Annotated in this window: 18 protein-coding genes and 1 pseudogene; 5 read left to right on the top strand and 14 right to left on the bottom strand. The window is 75.7% G+C overall.

Translation table 11 applies throughout. The features are described from left to right. Nucleotides 1-49 precede the first annotated feature (49 nt). Nucleotides 50-2,104: an alpha-galactosidase gene (locus AC0B61_RS19565; protein ID WP_471741952.1), complete on the top strand. Its 2,055-nt coding sequence runs from the start codon at nt 50-52 to the stop codon at nt 2,102-2,104. Nucleotides 2,105-2,140: 36 nt separating this feature from the next. On the opposite strand, the gene AC0B61_RS19560 is transcribed toward AC0B61_RS19565, so the two are convergent. Then, a complete protein-coding gene (locus AC0B61_RS19560) occupies nt 2,141-3,373 on the bottom strand; it encodes an MFS transporter (protein ID WP_471741951.1) in 1,233 nt (410 codons plus the stop codon). Between the two features lie 54 nt (nt 3,374-3,427). On the opposite strand from AC0B61_RS19560, the gene AC0B61_RS19555 reads away from it, so the two are divergent. Together AC0B61_RS19555 and AC0B61_RS19550 are read left to right on the top strand one after the other, a co-directional pair. Continuing rightward, the gene (locus tag AC0B61_RS19555; protein ID WP_471741950.1) at nt 3,428-4,171 is read left to right on the top strand and encodes an AraC family transcriptional regulator; all 744 of its coding nucleotides are present in this window, start codon (nt 3,428-3,430) and stop codon (nt 4,169-4,171) included. A gap of 50 nt (nt 4,172-4,221) precedes the next feature. Beyond that, the gene (locus AC0B61_RS19550; protein WP_471741949.1) at nt 4,222-4,965 is read left to right on the top strand and encodes an SOS response-associated peptidase; all 744 of its coding nucleotides are present in this window, start codon (nt 4,222-4,224) and stop codon (nt 4,963-4,965) included. Nucleotides 4,966-4,989: 24 nt separating this feature from the next. Here AC0B61_RS19550 and AC0B61_RS19545 read toward each other — a convergent pair whose 3' ends face one another. The 13 genes and pseudogenes from AC0B61_RS19545 to AC0B61_RS19485 form a co-directional block, all read right to left on the bottom strand. Next, entirely contained in the window at nt 4,990-6,636 is a 1,647-nt protein-coding gene (locus tag AC0B61_RS19545; RefSeq protein ID WP_471741948.1) for a thiopeptide-type bacteriocin biosynthesis protein, read from the bottom strand. 18 nt (nt 6,637-6,654) lie between these two features. Further along, the gene (locus tag AC0B61_RS19540; protein ID WP_471741947.1) at nt 6,655-8,619 is read right to left on the bottom strand and encodes a TOMM precursor leader peptide-binding protein; all 1,965 of its coding nucleotides are present in this window, start codon (nt 8,617-8,619) and stop codon (nt 6,655-6,657) included. Then, nucleotides 8,616-10,379, bottom strand: a complete 1,764-nt coding sequence (locus AC0B61_RS19535) for a hypothetical protein (protein ID WP_471741946.1) — start codon at nt 10,377-10,379, stop codon at nt 8,616-8,618. The genes AC0B61_RS19540 and AC0B61_RS19535 overlap by 4 nt, the downstream gene beginning before the upstream one ends. After that, nucleotides 10,376-11,539 (bottom strand): hypothetical protein, encoded by a 1,164-nt coding sequence (locus AC0B61_RS19530; protein WP_471741945.1) that lies wholly within the window; start codon nt 11,537-11,539, stop codon nt 10,376-10,378. Before AC0B61_RS19530 ends, AC0B61_RS19535 begins: the two co-directional genes overlap by 4 nt. Next, a complete protein-coding gene (locus AC0B61_RS19525) occupies nt 11,536-14,355 on the bottom strand; it encodes a lantibiotic dehydratase (protein WP_471741944.1) in 2,820 nt (939 codons plus the stop codon). The genes AC0B61_RS19530 and AC0B61_RS19525 overlap by 4 nt, the downstream gene beginning before the upstream one ends. 97 nt (nt 14,356-14,452) lie before the next feature. After that, on the bottom strand, nt 14,453-14,650 hold the full coding sequence (locus AC0B61_RS19520; protein WP_471741943.1) for a thiazolylpeptide-type bacteriocin: 198 nt from the start codon (nt 14,648-14,650) through the stop codon (nt 14,453-14,455). 60 nt (nt 14,651-14,710) lie between these two features. Beyond that, on the bottom strand, nt 14,711-14,911 hold the full coding sequence (locus AC0B61_RS19515; RefSeq protein WP_471741942.1) for a thiazolylpeptide-type bacteriocin: 201 nt from the start codon (nt 14,909-14,911) through the stop codon (nt 14,711-14,713). A gap of 368 nt (nt 14,912-15,279) precedes the next feature. Next, a complete protein-coding gene (gene lanL / locus AC0B61_RS19510) occupies nt 15,280-17,976 on the bottom strand; it encodes a class IV lanthionine synthetase LanL (RefSeq protein ID WP_471741941.1) in 2,697 nt (898 codons plus the stop codon). Nucleotides 17,977-18,070: 94 nt separating this feature from the next. Then, the gene (locus tag AC0B61_RS19505) at nt 18,071-18,238 is read right to left on the bottom strand and encodes an SflA family class IV lanthipeptide (protein WP_199807811.1); all 168 of its coding nucleotides are present in this window, start codon (nt 18,236-18,238) and stop codon (nt 18,071-18,073) included. Nucleotides 18,239-18,432: 194 nt separating this feature from the next. Continuing rightward, the gene (locus tag AC0B61_RS19500; protein WP_471741940.1) at nt 18,433-19,344 is read right to left on the bottom strand and encodes a phytoene/squalene synthase family protein; all 912 of its coding nucleotides are present in this window, start codon (nt 19,342-19,344) and stop codon (nt 18,433-18,435) included. Between the two features lie 90 nt (nt 19,345-19,434). Continuing rightward, on the bottom strand, nt 19,435-19,980 hold the full coding sequence (locus AC0B61_RS19495) for a hypothetical protein (protein ID WP_471741939.1): 546 nt from the start codon (nt 19,978-19,980) through the stop codon (nt 19,435-19,437). Nucleotides 19,981-20,237: 257 nt separating this feature from the next. Further along, a pseudogene (locus AC0B61_RS19490) lies at nt 20,238-20,441 on the bottom strand (styrene monooxygenase/indole monooxygenase family protein); the annotation flags it as partial. 107 nt (nt 20,442-20,548) lie between these two features. Continuing rightward, the gene (locus AC0B61_RS19485; RefSeq protein ID WP_471741938.1) at nt 20,549-21,199 is read right to left on the bottom strand and encodes a helix-turn-helix domain-containing protein; all 651 of its coding nucleotides are present in this window, start codon (nt 21,197-21,199) and stop codon (nt 20,549-20,551) included. A gap of 340 nt (nt 21,200-21,539) precedes the next feature. Here AC0B61_RS19485 and AC0B61_RS19480 point away from each other — a divergent pair, with 340 nt between their 5' ends. Further along, on the top strand, nt 21,540-22,373 hold the full coding sequence (locus tag AC0B61_RS19480; RefSeq protein ID WP_471741937.1) for a slipin family protein: 834 nt from the start codon (nt 21,540-21,542) through the stop codon (nt 22,371-22,373). A 228-nt stretch (nt 22,374-22,601) separates the two neighbouring features. After that, nucleotides 22,602-23,966 (top strand): FAD-dependent oxidoreductase, encoded by a 1,365-nt coding sequence (locus tag AC0B61_RS19475; RefSeq protein WP_471741936.1) that lies wholly within the window; start codon nt 22,602-22,604, stop codon nt 23,964-23,966. The last annotated feature ends 46 nt before the right edge of the window (nt 23,967-24,012 follow it).

Genomic DNA, 24,012 nt, shown 5'->3' with positions numbered 1-24,012 from the left:
GACCTGACGTGTCATCAGTTCCGCTCGCCCCCACCTCAGGAGAGCACGCATGCGCCCAACTCCGCGCCGCCTGGCGGCCACCCTCCTCGCACTCGCCCTCGCCACCGCCGGCCTCACCACCGCCGGCCTCGGCACGGCCACGCCCGCCGCCGCGCTCGGCAACGGCAACGCGCTCACCCCGCCCATGGGGTGGAACTCCTGGAACTCCCTCGGCACCGAGGTCACCCAGGAACAGGTCGTCCAGACCATCGACTTCATGGCCGGCAACGGGCTGGTCTCCGCCGGCTACGACACCGTCACCATCGACGACGGCTGGTCGCTCTGGCACCGCGACGGCCAGACCACCGACCTGGTCCGCAACCCCGACGGCGGCCTCCAGCTCTACGACAGCGCCGGGCACCCGGTCAGCGGCAGCGACGGCACCGGCACCGACCCCACCTCCGGCCACCTCCTCCCCCGCCCCGACCACTTCCCCGATCGCACCGTCAACGGCCGCACCGTCAACGGGATCGCGTACCTCGCCCAGTACGCGCACAGCAAGGGCATGAAGTTCGGCCTGTACGGCACCGACACCTACCTCACCTGCCAGATGCACCCCGGCAGCCTCGGCCACGAGAGCACCGACGCGGCCGACTTCGTCTCCTGGGGCGTCGACTTCGTCAAGTACGACGACTGCCCGTACGGCCCGCCGATCACCGGCCCGGACGGGCACGACTACGGCACCCAGGGCGAGGGCAGGGAGTTGACCCGCTCGATCTACACCCGGGTGCAGACCTTCCAGCACGCCCTCGACGCCGCCTCCGCCGCCCAGGGCAGGCCCAAGGTCACCCTCAGCGTCTCCGCCCAGCCCGTCCACACCGGCGTCCCGTACCTGCTCGCCGCCGACGACCCGGCCCGCACCGACCCGGTCGTCCGAGCCGCCGGGACGGCCCCGTTCCAGGCGCCCGGCTACTCGCCCACCGGCATCTGGTGCGGCCAGGTCGCCCACCTGTGCCGGATCGGCGGCGACCGGGACAGCGAACTCGACGGGGTGCTCTGGAACGGGCAGTTGCAGACCGCGCTGCGCTACCCCGGCAACGTCCGCCCGGGCAGCTGGAACGACCTCGACATGATGTTCACCGGCTGGCAGGACGTCTACGGCCTCTACGGCACCACCGACACCTGCCCCTGCCACAGGCCCTTCACCGACGACGAGTCCCGGACCGAGACGTCGATCCTCGCCATGCTCGCCGCACCGCTGATCTCGGGCGCCGACCTGCGCACCCCGGAGCAGTCCCGGCACAGCTCCGACGGCTACACCTGGTCCACCGGGATCAGCGCCGCGAGCCTGGCGGTCCTCAGGAACGGCGACGTCATCGCCGTCGACCAGGACGCCCTGGCCAAGCCCGCCACCCTGGTCGGCGCGAAGCCCGCCGACGGGCGGTCACCGGTCGTCCTCAAGCGACAGCTCGCCGACGGGGGCACCGCTGTCCTGCTGCTCAACCAGGACCCGTCCGCCGCCCGCACGGTGGGCACCAGCCTCACCGAACTCGGCCTCGCCGGCACCGGCTACCGTGCCAAGGAGCTGTGGACCGGCACGAGTTCGACCGTCACCGGCGCGCTCGCCGCCGCGCTGCCCCCGCACGGGGCAGCCCTGTACCGGCTCGGCGCGCAGCCGACCGGCGGCACCTCGGGCGTGGTCGACGACGGCGCCTCCCACCCGCTGACCACCGGCGGGCTCGCGCTCTCGGTCGCCGGCTCCTGCGGCTCGCCGCTCACCTCGATCACGGACGTGGAGCCGCGGCGCAGCGGGGATCCCGCGCAGCAGTGGACCTTCACCGGCAATCCCGACGGCACCGTCCGGATCACCGACGGCTGCGACACCCCGACCCACCGCCACACCGTGCTCTCGGCGGGCGCCTCCGCCGGCGACAGCGCCTACCTGCTCGACCTCGCGCCCGGCAACCCCTGGCAGGAGTGGAAGGTGGCGCAGGACCCGGCCACCGGCGCCCTCGCCGTCACCAACGTCGCCACCGGCCTCGCCCTCGGCGTCGGAGCCCCCGCCCCCGGCGCGCCCGTCACCACCGACCCGCCCGCCGGCCAGAGCTGGGCCCTCGGCTCCTGAACCACCACTGAGTCGCCCGCACCGGGCGCCGGACCGCTACCGCGACGGGTCGGCCGGCGCCCGGACGCCACCGGAGTCCGCCGGCTCCTGGCCGGCCGGCTCCGGCAGCGCCGGCTCCGGCAGCGTCCGGAACAGCGCCCAGCTCAGCACCGGCATGAGCACCAGCGGCAGCAGCGCCGCCCGCAGCGAGGTCGCGTCCGCGAGGCCGCCGATCAGCGGTCCGGCCAGGCCGCCGATGCTCACCGTCAGGCCGAGGGTGATCCCGCTCGCCGTGCCGATCCGCGACGGCAGGTAGTCCTGCCCCAGCGTGACCTGCAGCGAGAACGGCACGTACAGCCCGGCGGAGGTGAGCGCCACGCACAGGTACAGCGCCGGGCCCGGCACCAGCAGCACCCCGGCGATCGCGGCCGCCGCCACCAGGTACGACCGGCGGGCCACCGTGACCCGCCCCCAGCGGTCCGCCAGCGCGCCGCCCAGCACCGAACCCACCGCGCCGCCCGCGTACAGCACCACCAGCGCGGCGGTGCCCGCCGCCGAACCGCCGCCGAGGCGCCGGGTGACGAAGAGCGAGAGGAAGGTGCTCAGCCCGACGAAGGCGATCGAGCGGCACACCACGGCCAGCGACAGCTTCACGAAGGAGGCCCGGTCGTCCGCCGCCGGAGGCTTCGCATCGCCCGCCCCGGCCGTGCGCCGCCGCTCCAGCTCGCCCAGCACCGGCAGGCACAGCGCCACGCCCGCGAGCGCCGGCAGCACCAGCAGCGGCGTCAGCCGCAGCCCGCCGGTGCCGACCACCACCGCGACCAGCAGCGGCGCCGCCGCGAAGCCCAGGTTGCCGCCCAGCGAGAACCAGGCCATCCCCCGGTGGCCGCCCCGCCCGCCCCGCGACCGCTGCGCCGCCAGGCGCGCCACCCGGGCCGACTCCGGGTGGTAGGCCGCCACCCCGATCCCGGACAGCGCCACGAAGGCGAGCGTCAGCCCGTACGAGCCGCTCACCCCGCCGAGCGCGATGCCCGCCCCGCCCGTCAGCGTGCCGGCCGGCAGCAGCCAGGGCAGCGGTCGGCGGTCGGTGAGCGCCCCGAACAGCGGCTGCGCCACCGAGGACAGCAGCGACGCCGCGAGCACCACCCCGGACACGGCGGCGTAGGTGTAGTGGCGCTCGGCGACGAAGAAGGGCACCAGGGCCGCCACCGCGCCCTGGTAGACGTCCACGCAGGCGTGCCCGACGGAGAGCAGCAGGATCGACGTGCGGTCGGAGGTTCGCTTCGGCATGCCGCCATGCTCCGCTCGACCACCTCTGTCGGACTTCCGATAAGCTGCCAAGCAATGCCGAGAATCCGCCACGATCCGGTGGCGCCGACCCGGGCCCAACTCCTGCCACCCGGCGGCGGGATCGACGCGCACCGGCACGACGACCACCAGATCGCCTACGCCGCCCGGGGCGTCGTGGCCATCACCACCGACGCCGGCTCCTGGGTCGCCCCCGGCAACCGCGCCCTGTGGATCCCGGCCGGCACCGTCCACGCCCACCAGGCCCACGGCGCACTCGAACTCCACCTCGTCGGCCTGCCCGCCACCGACAACCCGCTCGCCCTCGACCGCCCGACCGTCCTCGCCGTCGGCCCGCTGCTGCGCGAACTGATCGTCGCCTACACCCGCACCCCCGGCCAGGACACCCCCGAGCGCGCCCGGCTGCGCGCCGTCCTCCTCGACCAGCTGCGCGCCTCGCCCCAGCAGCCGCTCCACCTGCCCACCCCCGTCACGCCCGTGCTGCGCGCCCTGTGCGCCCTGCTGGACGCCGACCCGGCCGACCGCCGCACCCTCGCCGAACTCGGGCGCGCCGTCGGCGCCAGCGACCGCACCCTCTCCCGGCTGTTCCGCGCCGACCTCGGTATGACCTTCCCCCAGTGGCGCACCCAACTGCGGCTCCACCACGCCCTGGTGCTGCTCGCGGACGGCCTGCCCGTCACCGCCGTCGCCCACCGCTGCGGCTGGGCCTCCGCCAGCGCCTTCATCGACGTCTTCCGCCGCACCTTCGGCCACACCCCGGGCGGCCACGCGCCGCGCTGACCGCCCCGACCGCGAGCGCGTTGTCCGTGCCACGTGGCAGGCTGGGACGCATGTGCGGCCGCTTCGTCTCCACCACCACGCCCCAGGACCTCGTCTCCCTCCTCGGAGAGCTCCGCTGGGATCCGGCCGAGGCCCTCGCGCCGAGTTGGAACGTCGCCCCCACCGACCCGGTGCCGGCCGTCCTGGAGCGCGTCGACCGGGAGACCGGCGAGGTGCTGCGGCAGCTGCGCCCGCTGCGCTGGGGCCTCGTCCCGTCCTGGTCCAAGGACCCGTCCGGCGGCGCCCGTATGATCAACGCCCGCTCGGAGACGGTCGACACCAAGCCCGCCTTCCGCAAGGCCTTCACCGCCCGCCGTTGCGTCATCCCCGCCGACGGCTACTTCGAGTGGCGCGAGGTCCCCGCCACCGCCGACCGCAAGACGTACAAGCAGCCGTACTTCCTCAGCACCGGCGGCGTGATGCTGATGGCCGGCCTCTACGAGTTCTGGCGCGACCGCACCCGCCCCGACGACGACCCGCTCGCCTGGCTCGCCACCGCCACCGTGATCACCACCGACGCCACCGACAGCGCCGGCCGCGTCCACGACCGGATGCCGCTGACCATCGCGCCCGACGACCTCCCCGCCTGGCTCTCCCCCACCCACACCGACTCCGCCGAACTCCACCACCTCCTGCGCCGCCCCGCCGACGGCGACCTGCGCGTCCGCGCCGTTCCCCCCACCGTCAACAGCGTCCGCAACAACGGCCCCGAGCTGCTGGCCGACGCCCCCGACCCGCTGGGTCTCGCGGACTGACCGACCGTCACAGGCCCTCAGCCCCTACGGGGGCGTCGGCCGCCCGAGCGGGAGCAGGTACTGGATCGGCTCCGCCAGGTCGTCCAGGCCGAGGAGTTCGTGGGCGAGGTCGTCGTGGAGGCCGCCGAGGGGGGTGGTGCCGAGGCCGAAGGCGGCGGAGGTGAGGAGCAGGTTCTGGGTGAGGTGGCCCGCTTCGAGGAGGCCGAGGCGCAGGGCCCGCAGGCCGTAGCGGCGGCGCAGGTGGGCGAGGTCGAGGTAGACGGCCAGGACGGCGGGGGCCTCCTCGATGTCGATGGCGTTCGGGTCCACGGCCGGGCGGGAGAGGTAGGAGGAGAGGGCCTTGAGGTCGGCGAGGGCGGGCGGCGGGCCGATCGGGCGCAGGCTGCGGTGTTCGGGGAGGCACTGGTAGGTGCCGGCTGGCAGGCCGTCCACGGTGCGGGCGACCAGCCGGGCGCGGACGCTGTGCAGGGCGCCCGCGCTGGGGTACGGGCGGTGGCCGGTGTCGGGGCCGGGGGCATACGCGGACCACAGCAGGCCGCCGAGGGTGCCGGCGGTGAGCGGGCCGGTCAGGGTGCCCCGGGTGGAGCGGCGGGTGTGCAGGGCGGCGGCGAGGGTGACGGGCGGCAGGGGGTCGGCGGGCAGCGGGACGTCGCCGGGGCGGGGCGGTGGTGCCGGGGTGGGCGGGAGGTCACGCAGGGCGGTGTCCTCGGTGCGGCCGATCTGGAACTTGCTGCGCTCCAGGTACTGGTGGTCGGGCGCGTAGTGGTCGGTGGGGAAGAAGGTGAACGGCTGCGCGGTCTCCAGCAGGGTCCGGGCGGCGAGGCGGCAGACGGCGCGTTCCTCGTCGGGGCCGACGCCGAGCCGGTTGAACAGCATGTGCAGCTGGGAGGCCCAGACCCAGGACAGGCGTTCCGAGGCGTCCGCAGGCGCCACGGCCCGCATCCGGGCTGCTGCGTCGGCGGCGTGGGCAGCCCAGTCGGCGAGCCAGGGAGCGGCCGTCCCGGCGTCGAGCGCCGCGCGCAGGGCCCGGGCGCGTCCGGCCAGGGCCTGCCGCTGCCGCGCGAACACCGTGTTGACCCGGGTGTGGACGGCGGCGCCGGGCAGCGGCGGGTACTCGGTGACCCAGCGCCAGGAGGCGGCGTGACGGCGCAGCCAGCGCGAGGCGGCGAGTTCGTCGAGGCCGAGGGCGTACGCGGTGGTGTGGGCGAGGTCGAGGGCGAGCGGCAGGCGGGAGTCGGGGGCCGCCCCGAGGGCGCGCAGGGCGTGCACGGCGGTACGGGTGGAGCGGGTGAACACCTCCTCGGCGATCGGCAGCAGGGCCGGGCCGCCGTAGCGGTCGGTCTCGGGCTCGTATGGGACCTCGGTGACCTCGCCGTGGCGGGGTGTCCAGGGCCCGTCGAGCGGGGCGCGGCGGGTGGCGAGGCGGGTGAGGTCGGCGGCGAGGGTGGCAGCCGGCGGGCCGGGGCTGCGCAGCCGGATCCGCAGGTGGGGGCCGCCTTCTCCGTAGCGGATGAAGAACCAGTCGGTGTCCGCGAGTCCGTCCATCAGCGGGGCGAGGTCCGCGGTGACGAAGTCGTCGGCCTGCCGGGCGGACAGGGGCAGCGCGAGGTGCAGGCTGTGCCAGCCGGTGCCGGGTGTGGCGGGGGCGGTGGGCAGCTGGTGGGTCGTCATCGCGTCCTTCCCGGACGGCTAGGGGAACGGGTGCGGGTGCAGCGGCAGTTCGTCGTGGCGCAGCGGGGCCGGGGTGCGGCCGAGCCGGTACGGGACCTCCAGCAGGCGCGGCAGGCCGAGGGTGCGGCGGTTGACGTGGCCGAAGGTCATCGGCAGCGTGCCGGGGACGATCACCTTGGCGCAGTACAGGCCGAGGCGGTCGCGGACGCCGGGTTCGTCCTGGCTGACCACCACGACGTCCAGCCCCTCCACGGCGAGGCGGGCGACCGTCCGGTCCAGCAGACCGGTCAGGTCGGTGACGGGTCCGGGGGCGCCGGGCCAGCGCTCGCGCCAGGGCACCGGGGGCGGGCCGGCGAAGAGGAAGTCCAGCCGGGGCTGCGCCTCGGGCAGGGCGTTGAGGCCGACGTGGTCGTCCAGGGTGACGACCAGCTCGGGCCGCTCCAGCATCGTCCGCAGGCGCTGCGGGTCGCGCGGGCCGCCCGGGGCGGTGGAGCGGTGCGGGGCCTCCTGGACGTTGGTGACCACCTCGGCGACGGCGGAGCGGATCGCCGTCAGGGGGTCGTGGTGGGCGCCGGCGGCCAGGAAGGTGCGCGGGGCCGCCGGGTGGCCGCCGTGGTGGCTGTCCTGCCGGCCTCGGTGGCGGCCGCCCTGGCTGCCTCGGTGGCTGCCTCGGTGGCGGCAGAGGGCGATCACGGCGGGGACGCCGAGGTCGTTGGTGGCGTCGAGCAGGGTGAGCCGGTAGCCGAGCAGGCTGGCGCGCTCGGCGAGGTCGGCGACCTGCGGGTCGTCGGTGGGGACGGCGACGGCGGGCAGCGGGGTGCGCGCGTACCAGGCCATCAGGAAGGCATCGCGTTCGGCGACCTCGAACAACCCGTAGAGCGCGGCCTCCTGGGGGCTGTTGCCGAGGCCGCAGCCGTTCGACGACTCGTAGACCACGCGGGGCCGGTCGCGGTCCGGCAGGTCCCAGTAGGCGATGTGCTCGGGCACGGCGACCGGGCGGCGGCGGGTGAGCGACCAGCCGTGGACCCAGTCGAGCACCAGGTCCGGGCGGTACGGGACGGTGGCGGCGGCCGGATGCCCGTGATGGGCGGGGTCGGGCAGGCCGAGCCGGGCGGGGTCGAGGACCGCGCCGGGGCCCGACCCCCGGGCGAGCGCGGCGAAGGAGGCCCGCAGGACGGTCCGGCGCCCGAGCGGACGCATGCCCGCCAGACGCTCCACGGCCTCGAACAGCGCCACCCGCTCGCTGGAACGGAAGTCCGCCGCCCTCCCGTACCCGCCGTCGTCGAGCGCGCGCCCGTCGGTCACCCAGGCGGTGGTGAGGGCGAACGCCGAGTCCTCGGTACGGAACAGCCGACGGACCGGGCCGAACCGCTCGTCGTGCAGTTCGGCCCGCAACTGCGCCGCGCTCGTACGGTCGTTGGGGCCGCGCAGCACGGCGGGGTCGGGCAGCGGGCGGGGCGTCGCGAGCAGCCGGGCCGCCTCCGGTGCGTCGGCGGGCAGCGGACGGCAGACCGGGCAGCCCCCGACGGGGCGGACCCGGTGGGTGGACCACGTGGCCCGGGCGCCGTTCACGACGTGGACGACGGCTGCGGCCGGGTCGGCCGGGTTGTCTGCGGCTTCGGCTGGTTCGGTGGCGGCTTCGGCGAGGTCTGCGGCGAGCGCGGCCACCGCTTCGCCGAACGCCGGGGTGCCGGTGCCCGCGAGCGCCAGGTCCGGGCTCTGCCAGGGCACCCGGCCGCCGGCGGTGGCGAGCCGCTGGTACTCGGTGCAGCCGAGGCAGGCGGACGCGCCGGGGTGCAGGACGGGGCCGACCAGGGTCAGCGCGCCGTCCTCGCGCACCGGCACCAGTCGTACGGGGTGGGCCAGGGCGTGGCGGCTGAGCCGGGTGGCCAGGCCGAGGGTCCACTCGGCGAGGTACACGACGGCGGTGCCGCTGGTGGCGGCCAGCGCCTGGTCCGGGGTGAGGACGGGGAGTTCGGTCATCGGCCGTCTCCGGTGGTGACGAGGGCCGTGAACCCGCAGCCGTCCAGGGCGTTGGCGAGCGGACGGGCGCCGGGGGCGGCGGGCCGCCAGGGGGTGGTGCGCAAGCCGGTCAGGCGACGCAGTGTGGTGCGCAAGTCCGCTTCGTGGTCGGCGAGTTCGGCGAGCCAGCGGTCCGTCCAGCCCTCGTCCGCCCACGCTGCCGGCTGGCGACCGGCGGCGGCGAGCCGGGCAGCCGCGCCGCTGAGGGCGGTGTGGTGGGCGGCGGCGAGGCCGTGCTCCCGGGCGAGGAGGCGGGTGAGGGCGGCCAGGGCGGCGTGCGCGACCGCGGCGGCGGGAGTGGCCTCGACTGCTCGGGCGCCCTCGATGTCCGCCAAGTACACCTCGTGCCGCCTGACTTGATGCAGCGTCAGCGCTGGCGGACGACTGAGGCGCCGGACCAGGACACCCCACCAGTGCGCGGCCTGCGGATGGTCCCGCCAGGCGGCGTCCGACAGCGGGCGGCCGTCCGGGGCCACGTGGGCGACGGCTGCCCGACGCAGCGCCCGGCCGAGCGCGTGGTCCGGGTCGACACCGACCGTCACCTGGGCTCCCCCGTCGACGGCCGCCACGTGCAGCTCGACGGACCGGCAGGCGGCGGCCAGCCGCGCCAGGTCCGTCCGGACCGCGCCCGCTGCCAGGGTGCCGGACGGCGTGCCGCAGCAGACCAGGGCGGCGGGCAGCTGCGGGAGGTCCCCGGGGGACGGCGCGTCGAGGACGCCCAGCCGGGGATCACCGAGGACGGCCACCCGGCGCAGGGCCTCGGCGAGATCCGTGGGCGGCGCGGCGGCGGCACCGGGGCCCGCCGCCCACGGGTGGTGCTCAGCGCGCGGCGGGCGGGCCCCGGCGAGCAGCACGGCGGGGCGACCGGCCAGCAGGCGCGGGTCGTCGCCGGGCGCGCCCGGGTCCGGCAGGCCGGCGACGGCGCAGAGCAGCCGCTGGGCACCGGCGGCGGCGAGTAGGACGGGCAGCGTGGCAGAGCGCCCGGTGATGTCCCTGGTGATGGCCCGGGTGGCGGTGTCGGAGGAGGCGGAGGAGGAGGCGGAGGAGGTGTCGGTGGCGGCAGTGCCCAGCAGGGCCGCGAGGGCGGCAGCGTCCGCGCGGGTGCGGGCCGGGTCGGCGGGTTCCGTGACGAAGCCGCCGTCCGCGCCGCACTGCACGGCGACCGCCACCGGCGGTTCGCCCGCCGAAGCCACCACCCGACCGGCAGGCAGTCCGCGCTCGGCGACCACCACCGGTGCGGCCGTCCCGCCCCGGGCGAGGGCGCGGGCCAGCGCACGGGCCGGTGGCCCGTCCGGGTCCGCCGCCGCCACCACCGGACGCGCGGCCGCGAGGGCAGTCGCCACGCGGGCGGGCGCGTCAGCCACCGCACCCGGCCAGGGGGACGGTCGGGTGCCGTCGGGGTGGTCCACGATCAGGTCGTGTTCGCGCAGCCGGGCGGTGACGGTGGCCAGCGCCGCCGCCACCTGCGGGAGGGGCGCGGGCTGCGCCGGCGCGTCCGGGCCGGGGGCGAGCCGGCTGGCGAGCAGCTTCCACAGCGCCGGGAGCGCCCGGCTGCCCTCCAGGGTCAGGCTGGTACCGCGCCCGCGCAGGTGGAGGCCGTCCCGCAGCGGGGTCACCGCCACGCCCGGGCGCAGGTGGGGCCGCAGCCGCCCGGGCCGTGCGGCGCCTGGTTCGGTGACCGGTCCGGCGACCGGTCCGGTGACCGGTTCGGTGGTGGTCACGCGGCGCCCTCCACCACGGCGATGACCTCGTCCAGCCGGTCCTGCCACCGGTGCCCGGTGAGCGCGGGCACGCTGCGGACCACCAGGTGGGCGGCGAGGTAGCGCTCCACCGGCCGGACGTCGCAGATCGCGAGCAATCGGTAGAGGCCGTTGGTGCAGGCCCGGTAGATCAGGTAGTCCGGGCGGGTCCACATCGTGCCGTCGGGGTCGGAGCGGTGCAGCAGCTGGTGGAACTCGCTGTAGCGGGTGCGCAGTTCGGGGTTCCAACGCTCGGCGGTGGCCCGGTCGCCGAGGGCGGCGGCGCGCTCGCGGTACTCGCGGCGGTCGCCGCCGAGGTCGGCCCCTGCCGTCAGCCGCCGCTCCGCCAGCTCCCAGGCCGTCGCCGACCAGCGCGCCCAGTCCCGTTCCCAGCCGCCTGCGCCGCCGCCGGCGATCCGGCCCACCAGTTCCGTGACCGTGCCGCCGGCACACTCCCAGCGCCGCTCGAAGGCGGCCCGCAGGTTGCCGTCCGGGTCCTCGTGGACGAGGAAGTCCTCCAGGTGCGAGAGCATCGAGTAGTGGCCGCCGACCAGGCCGTCCGGGTGCGCGGCGGCGTGCGCCGCGAGCGCCGCGACGACCAGTTGTACCCTCGCCTCGGGTGCGTCGCCGTGTGCGCCGAGGAAGTCGCACCCCGAGCCGAGGGCGGGGAGCCCCAGGCGCAGCAACTCCTCGCGCAGGTCGGCGGATCCGGCTCCGAGCAGCGTCCGCAGGGTGTGCTCGGCGGACGGGTCCACGGGTACCACCCGGACGGTGTTGTCCGGCACCAGCGGACCGTACGGCGGTGCGACCAGCTCTGCCCGCCCGGCGACGGCGGCCTCGGCCAGCAGCTGCTCGTCGGTCCGGTCGGCGACGGACGGGTGCGCCGCCGCCCAGGCCCGCAGCTGCTCGGCGGCCCGCTCGGCCGCGACGGCCACCCGGGTGGAGGGGCCGCGCAGCCGCAGCCGCAGGTGCGGCCCGAACCGCCAGTGCCGCTCGACGTGCGCCGCCAGCCCGTCCGCCGCCGCCTGCCGGGCCAGCGGCAGGACGGCTTCGCGCAGCGCACGGGCCTTGACGGGCTGGTAGTGGGTCAGGACCACATCGCAGACGGTCACGGCCTCCGGGCCGTCGGCCGGGTCACTCATCGCACGTCTCCTCGGCTCTGCGGGGTCGGGACGGAAGGACGGACGGCAGCGTCGCAAGGACGCGCACCGACGTCGGCCACGCCGACGCCCGCCCTCCCGGGGCGGTACGTCTCCACCACGAGCTCGACCGCCCGGGTCGGTTCCGCCGCCCCGGCGACGGCGGGCAGGGCCTCCTCCAGCGCGACGCCGTTCGGGTACCGGGTGAGCCATTTGGCGAGGTGGCGCAGGTGCAGGGGGTTGCCGAGGTCGACGGGTTGGGGCTTGGGGGCGCGCAGGTGGGCCACGAAGGCGTCGGCGGGCGTGCCGGTGGTGGTGGCGGCCGGCACGGGGTGGAGGAAGAGCTGTTCGGGAAGGCCGAGCAGGGCGCGCCAGCGGGCGACGGCCGCCACCGGGACGCTCTCCGGACCGGGGCGGTGGCCGGGGCCGAGTCCGGGTCCGGGCCCGGGATCGGCAGCCAGGTCGGCGCGCAGGGCGTCGAGGACGGCGGCCGGGAGGTGCCAGCGGCGGCGGGCGAGGACGACGTGGCGGTGGCGCAGGCGCGGGGTGCGGGTGACGGTGCCGCCGGGTGCGGTGACGGCGGTGCGGGGCACGACGGGGCTGAAGTCGACGACGCCGTTGGGGTGGTCGGCGAGCAGCGGGGCCAGCCGCTGGGGCAGCATCAGCGGGGCGAGGAAGCCCAGGTAGAGGATGTCCAGTTGCTCGCCGGTGCTCCGCAGCCGGAAGCGGAGCTGGTCGGTGGCGGTGTCGTGGACGAGGTCGAGGTCGGCCTCGGCGAGGCTGGTCCACTGCCGGTCGGGGCCGATCTCGTCGGCGAGCAGCAGGGGGTGGAGGTTGGCGTTGAAGCCTCCTACCGGCCGGATCTGGGCGGCGCGGGCGCCGTCGCCGAGGCCGCGCCGGATCTGTCGGGCGACGTCGGCGGCGGCCCGTGGCGGGCCGGCGTCGAGGAAGCGGCTGGTGAAGCGTCCCCAGCCGCCGTAGACGTGGTTGACGCACAACAGGCCGTCAGCGGTGTCGCGTTGGACGAACCAGGAGTAGCTGAGCGGCCGGGCGGCGGTCCAACCGGGCAGCCGGGCGGCCAGCGCGCGGACCCGTTCGGCGGGGAGCACGAGTTCGCCGTCGGCCTCCGGTAGGGCGGTGAACTCGGCTCGCAGTGCGACGAGTTCGTCCGGAATGGCGGTGTCGGCCCAGGCCTGTGCGGCGTCGGCTCCGAACTCCCACGGGGTGGCGCACACCCCGCCGTCTCCGTACCGGGCGACGAAGCGGTCGCGGGCGGCCCGGCGCATCAGGTGGCCGTGGTCGAACAGCTCGGCCAGTGCGGTGAGTTCGGCGAGTGCGGCCCGGTCGGCGCCGCTCGGCCGGGGCTGCGGCGGGGCGGGGGCGTGGACGTCCTCGCTGAGGACGGTGAGCGGCGCCGCATCCGCCGGAACGGGCCGGCCCGCGTCGTCCAGCACCCTGCGCCAGACGTCGGCGAGTACGGCGAGCAGCACGGGGCGCAGCTCGCCCGGAGCCTCCGCCAACTGTTCGGTGAAATCGATGAGTTGGTCGATCCAGGTGACGATCGTGGCATCCTCCGGCCACTGCCGCAGCCACGCCGCGAGGCTGCGCAGCGCCTGCGGATCCTGCGGGTCGACCGGTTCGGTGGGCACCAGCAGTCCGGCGGCGAGGAGTTGGCCGACGAAGCGGTGGACGGCAGGGTCAGCGTCCGGGCGGCCGAGGGCGGCGGCGAGGCGGGTGGCGAGCCGGACAGGCGTGCAGTGGGCGCCGGCAGTGCCATCAGTGTCAGCAGTGCCAGCACTAACGGTGGTGCCGTGAACGCCAGCGGTGCCCGAGGTGTCGGCGAGCGAGGCGAGCAGCGCGAGTTCGGGCCGGGCGGCGAGTGCCACCTCCTCCTCGCGGGTGACCAGGTAGCGCCCGCCCGCGAACACCACCTCGCTGCGGGCGTAGTGCGCGCGGCCGTCGGCGACGCGGGCGGCGCTGGCCATCCGGTGCGGCAGGGTGCGGCTGCGCCGGGGGTCGTCGAGCAGGGCTTGGACGAGGGCGGCGACCAGCGTCCGGTTCTCCCGGACGACCGCGCGCGCGGGCCGACCTGCGCCGCCCGACCTCCCGTCCGCCGGGGCCCAGTCGACCGCCGTGAACCAGGAGAGCGGGCTGGTCTTGGCGGTGGCCCGCAGGGCGTGGCGCAGGACGGCGGCCTCCTCCTTGCGGGCCCGGCCGCTCCGTTCCCCGGCCGCACCGGCCGCACCGGCCGCGCGCGCCGTGTGGGTGACGGCGCGCAGCAGGTCGCCGCTGGTGAGGGCGACGGCTCGGGCGAAGGCGGGTTCGCGGCAGAGGTCGGCGAGGGCGGCGCGTTCGGCGGCGAGCGCGGGCGGGACGGCGTCGGCGAGCGCGGCGAGCACGGTGGTGCGCCGCTGCCGCAGGTCCAGCCAGGCGGCGAGGGTGGGGACGCGCTGCGGCAGGTCGGCGAGCCGGTCGAGCAGCGCGGCGCGGGGAGGGCGCCCGTTGTGCAGGTCCCGGCGGAGCGGGAGCACGACCCGGCGGTGGAAGTCCTCGTCGTGCCCGGCGCGGCTGGCGTACAGGTCGTCGCAGAGGGCGGGCCGCAGGGCCGAGTCCGTGGCCTCGACGGCGCCGAGTTCAGCCAGCAGGCCCCGTACGGCGGCCGACGCGGCGGACTGCGCGGGCCGGGCGAGCACGGTGGCGCGTACCAGTGCGTGGCGCGCCGTGGACGCGGTCGGCCCCGGCACGGGCTCGGGCGACGGCAGCGCGGCGTCCAGGAGCGGCGCCGGGGGCAGGCCTCGCGGCAGGACTCGGTTCGGCATGGCGCTTCCCTCCGACGGGGCCTGGGCGGTGCACGGGAGGAACCCGGCGCGTCCGCGCGAACGCGCCGGGTTCGGTGGTGGTGCGGTGGCACCGGCCTCAGAAGGTCTGGGTCGGCGGGTGCGGAACGGCGCAGGACGACGATCCGCAGGAGGTCGAGCTGGGGGCACCGGAGGCGCCGGTCTCGGGCAGCGCGACGGTGTCGCGCAGCGCGGTGACGGTCAACTCCCCCAGGTCGAGGCCGTCGAGGGCGAGGATCTCGTCGAGCGCGAGTTCACCCCGGGCGTGATCGGACATGTTCTCTCCCGGATTCTCGGTCCTCGAACGAGACGTCTTCGCCGACTTCCTGACGGTTGGTCAGACGATCGGGGCGACCATGGTCTGCGGCTGGGCACAGGAGGACGAGCCCTGGCAGGAGCAGGAGCCCCAGGACGCGCCGTTCTCGGGCAGCGCGACGGTGTCGCGCAGGGAGGTGACGGTCAGCTCGCTGAGGTCGAGGTCCTGAAGGTCGAGACCGGTCTCGGCGGCAGCGGAACGGGACATGGCGGTGTCGGACATGGCGGACTCCCTTGAGGTGGCAGGCGTGCCGGACGGTCCGGGACGCGACTGCGAAGCGGGTGCTGCGGGATGTACCAGGCCCCCCGTGGGTGCGGCGAACGCGGGCTGTTCGGATCCGGAGGTCGCGTCGCCCGTCGGCGAGTCTAGGTCGCGGGCAACGGCCGGCGGCATGGTCCAACCGGACATTGGCCAGTAGTCCCCACCCCGGCGGCGCATCGCCGCCGCTGCTCCAGCGGTGCTTGAGCGATCCGCCACTGACCTCCGACTTTCCCGCCGCCGACGGATCCCGAAAGTCCGTCACTGGCAAGGAACTTGGGCATACGCAGACCGACGGCTACGGCCCCCGCACCCGCCCGACGACAGAGACTTCAGCGCAGCGGCAGCTGCCCCGGCACCGGGCCGCCGCGCCGCGACAGCCGCCGGAGGAAGGTGGCGACGCCGGGTGTGCCGACCGCCCATGCGCGCGCCTCGGCGTCCGGCTGCCGGCCGGGGAGGACCGGCCGGCTCGGCGGGCCGCCGGCCCGGGTGAGCAGGAGCGCCGCCAGGTCCTCGGCCGCCGCCCAGTGGCGGTCGTCCCCGGTGGCCGTCGCGAGGTCGACCAGGAGGTCCCCGACGCCGGCCAGTCCGCAGCAGCGGAAGACCTGGGCGGTCCTCGGGGCGAGCGCCCGGCAGGTGTCGGCCGCGTCGGCGGCCAAGGCGAGCAGGTCCTCGTCGCCGTACCGCAGTCCGGCCTGGACCAGGAGCGTGCCGAGTCCGGCCAGTCCCCGGCACCAGGAGAGGTAGCGGCGGGTCGCTCCGGGGCGGCGGGCCGCGTCGACGATCCGGGGCAGGTCGGCGGCGAGCCCGTCGACGATGCGGCGGGCGGTGCGCTGTGACGCCGCGTCGGGCATGGCGAGCAGGAAGTGGGCGACGCCCGCGCGGCCGTGGGCGAAGCCCTCCGCGAGGGCGGCGGTGCCGGGGTTGGGCGCGTCCTCGGGGGCGTCGAGCGGCCCGGCGACCAGCCGCGCCGCGCAGTCGGCGGCTGCCACGAGATGCCGGTCGGCAGCCGGGCCGGAGACCGGACCGACGACCGGACGGCCGGGCGGGCGGAGCGCCGCGAGGAGCAGGTGCCCGGTACCGATCCCGGCCTCACCCGCGATCTGATCCGTCCCCTCTCCCGTGCCGGGCGCCGCCGGGAAGCCGTGCTCCGGCGCTTCCGGCCCGAGGACGGCCGCCGCCTGCGCGAGGAACAGCTCCACGCCCGTACGCCCCTGGTACAGCGAGCCGTCCAGACGGTCGAGGGCCGGGTGGGCGGCCGTCCAGCGGGCCAGGGTGGCGGCGGCCGCGCGGGCGTCCGGACGGTCCGCGTGCTGCAGCAGTTCGAGGCCGAGGCCGGCCCCGCCGTCGTAGAGGGAGAGCAGGGTGCGGGGCCGCTCCGCGCCCGGGCCGGTGGCGACCAGTTCGCGGGCCATCCGGACGCAGGTGGTGACGGTGTGGTCCAGGGCCTCGTCCAGCAGGATTCGACCGGAGCGCACCGACCGGGCCTTCACCGACCGGCTCCGCACGGGGGCCGCGCCCGCGCCAGCATCCCCGCCAGCGCCAGCACCGGCCCCCGCACCGCCGGCGCGAAGCGCGGAGGCCGCAGCGGCGCGCTCCGCCGGGTCGAAGCCCAGCAGCCCCTCGATCAGGCGCACCGCCGGGTGCGCCGGCTCCGGGAGGGCCGACTCCGGGAGGGCCGCGCGCAGGCACGCCACCGTCCGGTCGCGGTTGGTCGCCGGGTCCGGGTCGATCACGACGGGGTCGAGGCCGGTCAGGGCGTAGTGCAGCGTCGTCCCGAGCGCGTAGTAGTCCTCGGTGGGGTCGTCACCGGTGGCGCCGGGCAGGCCGTAGCCGGCGGCGGCCCCGGGCGGGCGGTCGCCGGCCAGGGCGCTCACCCCGAAGTCGACGAGCGCGGCGCGGCCGTCGCGGTCGAGCACCACGTTCGCGGGCTTGAGGTCGCACACGACCACACCGCGTGCGTGCACCGCGTCCAGGATGCGCAGCAGCCCGCGCGCCAGCCGCCACCCGTCGCGCCCGCCGTCGTCCGCAGCCCCGCCGGCATCCGCAGCCCCGCCGGCATCCGAAACCCCGGCGGTGTACGGACCGCAGGCGGTGTACGGACCGCAGGCCAGGACGTCCCGGCGCAGGTCGCGCTGCCCGCAGGCGCCGCTGACCAGGTACTCGTCGGTGCCGTGCCGGAAGTAGTCCACCAGCGGCGGCACTCCGGGCACCCCGGCCAGGGCGGCGAGCACCCGGCGCTCGTGCCGCAGCCGGCCGCGCGCGTCGGTGCCGGCGCCGTCCTCGGCGACGAAGGCCCGGGCCTGCTTGACTACCACATCGCGCCCGGTGGCGAGTTCGACCGCGCGGTAGACGTGGCCGCTCGGCGCACGGGTGATGCCGGCGGTGATCCGGTAGCGCCCGTCGCCCACGCGGGTGGTCGCCGGGCGGGCGGGGGCGGCGGCTCCGCCCGGGGCGAACGGGTCCTTCGCCCATGGGGGTTGGCGGTACCGGGCCTCGGCCAGGCCCGGGCACACCGTGCCGTCGGGGCCGGCCATGCCGCGCTCCGCCTCGTCGTCCGTGACCCGGAACGGCCCGTAGCGGTAGTACACCGGGGCGTCCGGCCGGATCCGGCGGTCGCTCACCACCTCGGGACCGGACCACCCGGCCAAGGCCAGCGCCAACTCCAAGCCCAGCATGCGGACTTCCTCGGGCCGGGGGTACACCGTCACGGCCTTCCCGACGGCGGCGGCGCCGTGTCGGCCGCTGTTGAGCTCCTGCAGCACCGCCGCGCTCTGCGCGAACTTCGCGTCGCAGGTGTGGCGCAGCAGGATCGGGACCACCACGTCGAGCAGGGCGGCCAGTTCGCCCGGGCGGGTGGACACGTGCAGCTTCCAGCCGTGGGGCAGCGCCGGCATCCTCGCGTCCCGGAGGTACCACCACGGGCCGTCGGTGCCCAGCGGGCGGCGCGCGCCGGGAGCGTCGGCGGTCAGCGCCTCGACGCGGCACCGCAGTGCCTCGGCGGATCCGGGGTCGGGTCGTGTGCTCAATGAGGCCCTCCCCCGGGTCCGCTGCGACGCCATGGATCCGATCAGTCCGCCAGCCCGACCCATCCAACCAGCCGAATCAGGCGGATCAACCGGATCAGGCATTCATCTCACAGGGGAAGCGGGTCGGAACGTACGTGACCCACGGGTCGGCGAGACACGCGACCGGCGCGAGGTCCGCGTCGAACTCGTCCTCGAACACGATGGCGTCCTCGTCGATGTCCAGCAGCCCCGCGTCGCGGATGTCGGTCACCAGTGCACTCATAGGGGTCCTCCCGGTGATTCTGGTCATTGGGTCCTGCAGCTGGGCGCTCATGCTAGCCAGGCCCCGGGAGCCGCGACAGGGCCACGACGGAGCTGCGAACTCTCCTACGACAGAGGGTGGTTCCGTTTGTGGACGCCCCCTCCGCATACCCTCCCACGCCGCCCGCCGCCCCCGGAGCCTCCACCCCGCCGCTCTCACCCCCGCAGCCGACGCGCCCGGAGGTACTCCCGCCCGAGCAGCCGCAGCGCGCCGGGCTTGGACGGGCTCGCGGAGCGGCGCAGCAGGGCGCCCCGGTCGGCCCGGGCGGCGGCGCTGGTGAGCTCGTCCACGCCGACGATGCACCGGACCATCGGCCGGTGGACGGCGGGCACCAGGTCGATGACGGCCCGGCCTTCGGCGAGGGTGCGGTCGACCCGGTCGAGCTGGTCGCCGAGCAGGGCCCGTACGGTCGGCAGGTCGCGGCGGTGTTCGAGGTCGGCTCGGGTGACGCCGTGTTCCCGGAGGGTCTGCTCGGGGATGGTCAGCCGGCCGTCCGCGAGGTCCTCGGCGAGGTCGTTGACGAAGTCGAGCCGCTGGCTGGCGTCGATGTAGGTGCGGCAGCCGGTCCGGTAGGCGCTCTGGTCGCCGTCCGGTCCGAGCAGCGCGGCGACGACCATGAAGCCGGGCAGCGAGTACCCGTCCACGTAGGCCTGGTAGTCCTCTTCGGTGGCGAACCCGGTGAAGCCGAGGTCCGCGTCGGTCGCGGCGAGGAAGTCGAGGACCCGTTCGCGGAGGACGGGGTGCGCGTCGATGCTGTGCAGCAGGGGGCGCAGCTCGGGGTCGTCGGTCCGGCCGGCGGCCAGGCTCTCGGTGACCCGCTGCTGCCAGCGGGCGGACGCGGCCCGGCGTTCTTCGAGGGGTCCGCTGTCGAGGAGGGTGTCGGTGCGGTGCATGAAGGCGGCGGCGGCGATCACGTGCGGGACGGTCCGGCCGGGCAGCAGCAGGGCGGCGGCCAGCGTGACCTCTCGCTTGTACCGGGCGACCTGCTGCCGCTGCCGGCTGTAGTCGGCCCGCAGTCCCGGGTCGTGTACGCCGGCCGCGTCGAGCGCCCGCTCCCACCTGCTCACTCGCTTCACCCCATCATCAGTTCGACGGGCACCGAGCGTAGTGGGTGGGAGCGGGAGGGCTTAGTCGGGCGTCCGCTCGGGGGCGGGCGGTCAGCGCTGGCGGATCGTGGAGAATCCGCAGGCGGGGGTGCAGAGGGTGACGATGCCGCTGTAGCGGTGGGTGGTGCGGCCCCGGGTGACGCTGTGGACGGTGAGTTTCTCCCGCAAATTGAGTTCGCGGCAGCGCGGGCAGGCGGCGGTGACCGGGGTGCCCCAGGGGCGGTTCGGGTTGAGCTTGGTGGCGGCGACCGCCATCAAGACGACGGCGAGGCCGGCGCCGCCGAAGCCGATGGCCCGCCACACTCCGTTGGAGGACTCCCGACGGTCGATCATCTCGTCGTACGAGTAGGTGCCCCCGCCGCCGTGGTTGGACCAGATCCGGCACTCGCTGGTCCGGGTCATGGTGTGGCCGTCGCAGGTCGGCGCGGAGGTCGAGTCCGACTTGCCGACCACCAGCCCCAGGAAGAGCCCGACCGCGGCCAGCAGGCCCAGCACGACCATGGCGGTGGTCCGGCTGCGGCCGGTGTGCAGCCGCTTGCGCTCGTTGTAAGCCGTATCGATCACAACCTGGGCCATGTTGCCCCCGTCGACCGCCACCACGTGTCTCCTGTTGTCCGCATGCTGTCCGCACTGCTCGCGTTCCGAGCCGAATGGTCCCCTCGGTGAGGGACTGACACGAACCCACCATGATCGACACGTTCTTGCACCCGATTTGGCGAACTCTTGACCTTTCAGTCGCCGATCGTGACCGAGGCCAGGTAGGCGGCCGCCTTGGCCGGGTCGAGATACCACCGGTCCACGCCCGCCGGCGAGGTGCTGCACGTCGGCGGCGGTCACCGTGCGCAGGTCCACCCGCCGCCGCGCTCGGCGAAGAGCTCCAGCCAGGTGGACATCTTCAGCCGCTGGTCGACGGACTGCGCGTAGGCGTCCAGCCGTCCGACCCAGTCGATCGCCCGCGCCCCGTCCGGGCCGGTCACCGACACGCCGACGCCCTCGATCCGGGGCGCCTGGTCGGCCCACAGGTCCAGGCCGAGGGCGCGCTCGGTGCGCAGCGCCGAGTCGGCCCGCGGGAACGCCGGTTGCTGCCACGGTGCCGATGCCCAGGCCGACTCAGGCAACACCTGCCCCACCAGGGGACCAAGCACCGCCACGGACCCGCGATCCCTCAGCCCGTGACCAGCCGGCGGCCGGTGATCTCCTGCGGGCGGATCCGGACCCAGCACGGCCGGTCCCCGCCCGACCACGGTCGGGCCCCGGGCAGACCGGCCAAGTGCTCCTGCTCGTCCGGCTCGTTCACGTAGTGCGCCTGGCCGAGGGCGAGCACGCTCCAGCCGCGGCCGAGGTACTCGTCGATGCGGTCGACCTGGAAGGAGACCGCGGCGCCCTCCTCCGGGGCGGCGGCGTGGTGCTCGCCGGTGCGGAAGGCGAAGGAGGCCCGGTCGACGACGTAGTTGACGGGCAGCACCACCGGTCCCGGCTCGACGGGCAGGCCGATCCGGCCGATGCCGTGCGTGCCGACGAGCTCCCAGCACTCGGCTTCGGTGAGGTTCTGCAGCCGGGGGCGCGGGCCGGGGCCGCCCTGTCCGGGCGGTGCGTCGCTACGGCCCTCCAGAATTTCGGACCGGCTGCTGCCGAGGGCCGCGGCGATCCGCAGGAACCCGCCGGGGTCGAACGCGGGCCCGGCGTCGAGCAGGTGCCGCAGGTAGCGGGGGGCCATCGCGGCCCGGCGGGCCAAGTCCTCCTCACTCAGGCCCAGTTGATCGCGCCGTTCGGTGATCCGGCGGGCCACGGCGGCGGCATCGGTGGTGTCGTTCACGGTGGTGGCTCCTCGGCTGGCCGGGTCCGTCCAGTTGACCAGGGCAGAGCCATCCAAGCGCCCGGCCTGCGGCAAGTCGAGCAACAGCACGGCCCCGTGCGTGTCGGCCCGCACCGCCCGCCGCTCCGGGATCCGGCCTTGATCCCCCACCACCCGGCTGCGATCGCCTCCCCGACGCGGACCCGGGTCCGAGCCGCCCGCCGAGGGCCCGTCAAAACCGCTGTGCACACGCCTGTCCCGCCCGGCACCCCGGGCGCATACTGTCCTGCGCGGCTCGCACCGCGCGACAGGGCCATCCCGGTCCCGGCCCGGCTGCGTGCCGACGGGGGAGGTGGGATTCGTGACAGCGGTCGTGATCGTCGCCGTGGTGCTCCTGCTCTGGCTGCTGACCGGCGTACGGGTGGTGCAGCAGTACGAGCGCGGCGTGGTGTTCCGGCTGGGGCGGGTGCGCGGGCGGGTCCGGGAGCCGGGCATCACCCTGCTCGTGCCGGTGGCGGACCGGATGCGCAAGGTCAACGTCCAGGTCATCACCATGCCGGTGCCCGCGCAGGAGGGCATCACCAAGGACAACGTCTCGGTGAGCGTCGACGCGGTGCTGTACTTCCGGGTGATCGACCCGGTCAAGGCCACCGTGGACGTGCAGAACTACGCCTTCGCCATGCTGCAGGTCGCCCAGACCTCCCTGCGCTCGATCATCGGCAAGAGCGAGCTGGACGACCTGCTCTCCGGCCGGGAGAACCTGCACCAGGGGCTGGAGATCATGCTGGAGAGCCCGGCCACCGGCTGGGGCGTGCACATCGACCGGGTGGAGATCAAGGACGTCAGTCTGCCCGGCTCGATGAAGCGCTCGATGGCCCGCCAGGCCGAGGCCGACCGGGAGCGCCGGGCCCGGATCATCACCGCCGACGGCGAGTTCCAGGCCGCCACCAAGCTGGCCGCGGCGGCCGCCAAGATGGCCGGGACGCCGGCGGCCATGCAGCTGCGGCTGCTGCAGACGGTCGTCGAGGTCGCGGCGGAGAAGAACTCGACGCTGGTGCTGCCGTTCCCGGTGGAACTGCTGCGCTTCTTCGAGGCCGCCGCCGCCCGGGTCGCCGACGGTACGGGCGACGCGGGTGCCGTGCCCCAGGCCCCGCCGCCCGCCGTACCGGCGCAGGCCCCGGCCGACGGCGGCTGACACCGCCACGCGGCCGGCCCGGGCGCCGTCCCGGTCCGGCCGCCCCCACCGGCCGCCCCGGCACCGACCGCCAGGTCCGGCCACCACCGACCGCCCCACCGGCCGCCCGGCCATAGGTCGTCTCTATGCCGCCATAGACCGGAGCCCCCTACACCCCCGTCCCGCCCCCGGGTTGGCTGCAAGGGTCCAGACCACTTCCCGCTGCGCCCGACCGGAGGCCCGCCCGCCATGCCCCGCCCGATCAGGGTCGCGATCGTCGGAGCCGGCCCCGCCGGTATCTACGCCGCCGACGCCCTGCTGAAGTCCGACGCCGCACAGACCCCCGGCGTCTCGATCGACCTGTTCGAGCGGATGCCCGCCCCGTTCGGCCTGATCCGCTACGGCGTCGCGCCCGACCACCCGCGCATCAAGGGCATCGTGACGGCCCTGCACCAGGTGCTCGACAAGCCGCAGGTCCGCCTGTTCGGCAACGTCGACTACCCGTCCGACCTCGCCCTGGACGACCTGCACCGGTTCTACGACGCCGTGGTCTTCGCCACCGGCGCGATGGCCGACCGCCCGCTGGACCTGCCCGGCATCGACCTCGACGGCTCCTACGGCGCGGCCGACTTCGTCTCCTGGTACGACGGCCACCCGGACGCGCCCCGCAGCTGGCCGCTGGAGGCCGAGAAGGTCGCGGTCCTCGGCGTCGGCAACGTCGCCCTGGACGTCGCCCGGGTCCTCGCCAAGACCGCCGAGGAGCTGCTGCCCACCGAGATCCCGCCGAACGTCCACGGGGGCCTGCTGCGCAACCGGGCCCGCGAGGTGCACGTCTTCGGCCGCCGCGGCCCGGCCCAGGCCAAGTTCAGCCCGATGGAACTGCGCGAGCTGGACCACTCCCCCACCATCGAGGTGATCGTCGACCCCGAGGACATCGAGTACGACGCCGGCTCGATCGCCGAGCGCCGCGCCGTCAAGCACGTCGACCTGGTCGCGTCGACCCTGGAGAACTGGGCGATCCGCGACGTCGGAGACCGCCCGCACCGGGTCTTCCTGCACTTCTTCGAGTCCCCGGTGGAGGTCCTCGGTGCGGACGGCCGGGTGGTCGGGCTACGCACCGAGCGCACCGAGCCGGACGGCACCGGCAACGTGCGCGGCACCGGCCGCTTCACGGACTGGGACGTGCAGGCGGTCTACCGCGCCGTCGGCTACTACTCCGACGAGCTGCCCAAGCTGCCCTTCGACCCGGTCTCGGGCACCGTCCCGCACACGGCCGGCCGGGTCGTGGACGGCGACGGCTCGCACCGCGCCGCCACCTACGTCACCGGCTGGATCAAGCGCGGCCCGGTCGGCCTGATCGGCCACACCAAGGGCGACGCCAACGAGACCGTCGCCTGCCTGCTGGAGGACCACACCGCGGGCCGCCTGCCCGGCGCCACCGAGCCCGACCCGGCGGCGGTCGAGGAGCACCTGCGCGGCCAGGGCGTGCGCTACACCACCTGGGCGGGCTGGCAACTGCTCGACGCGCACGAGCGCGCGCTCGGCGGAGCCGAGGGCCGTGCGCGGGTCAAGGTCGTCGAGCGCGCGGACATGCTCCGCCACAGCGGGGCGTGAGCCCGGACGTCACCTTCACCGAAACCGACGGGAATTCCGTCCGACC

This window comes from Kitasatospora sp. NPDC023385 (genome assembly GCF_055664045.1).
The sequence above is the reverse complement of the archived record's forward strand: the minus strand, read 5'-3'. Positions and strand labels throughout refer to the sequence as shown.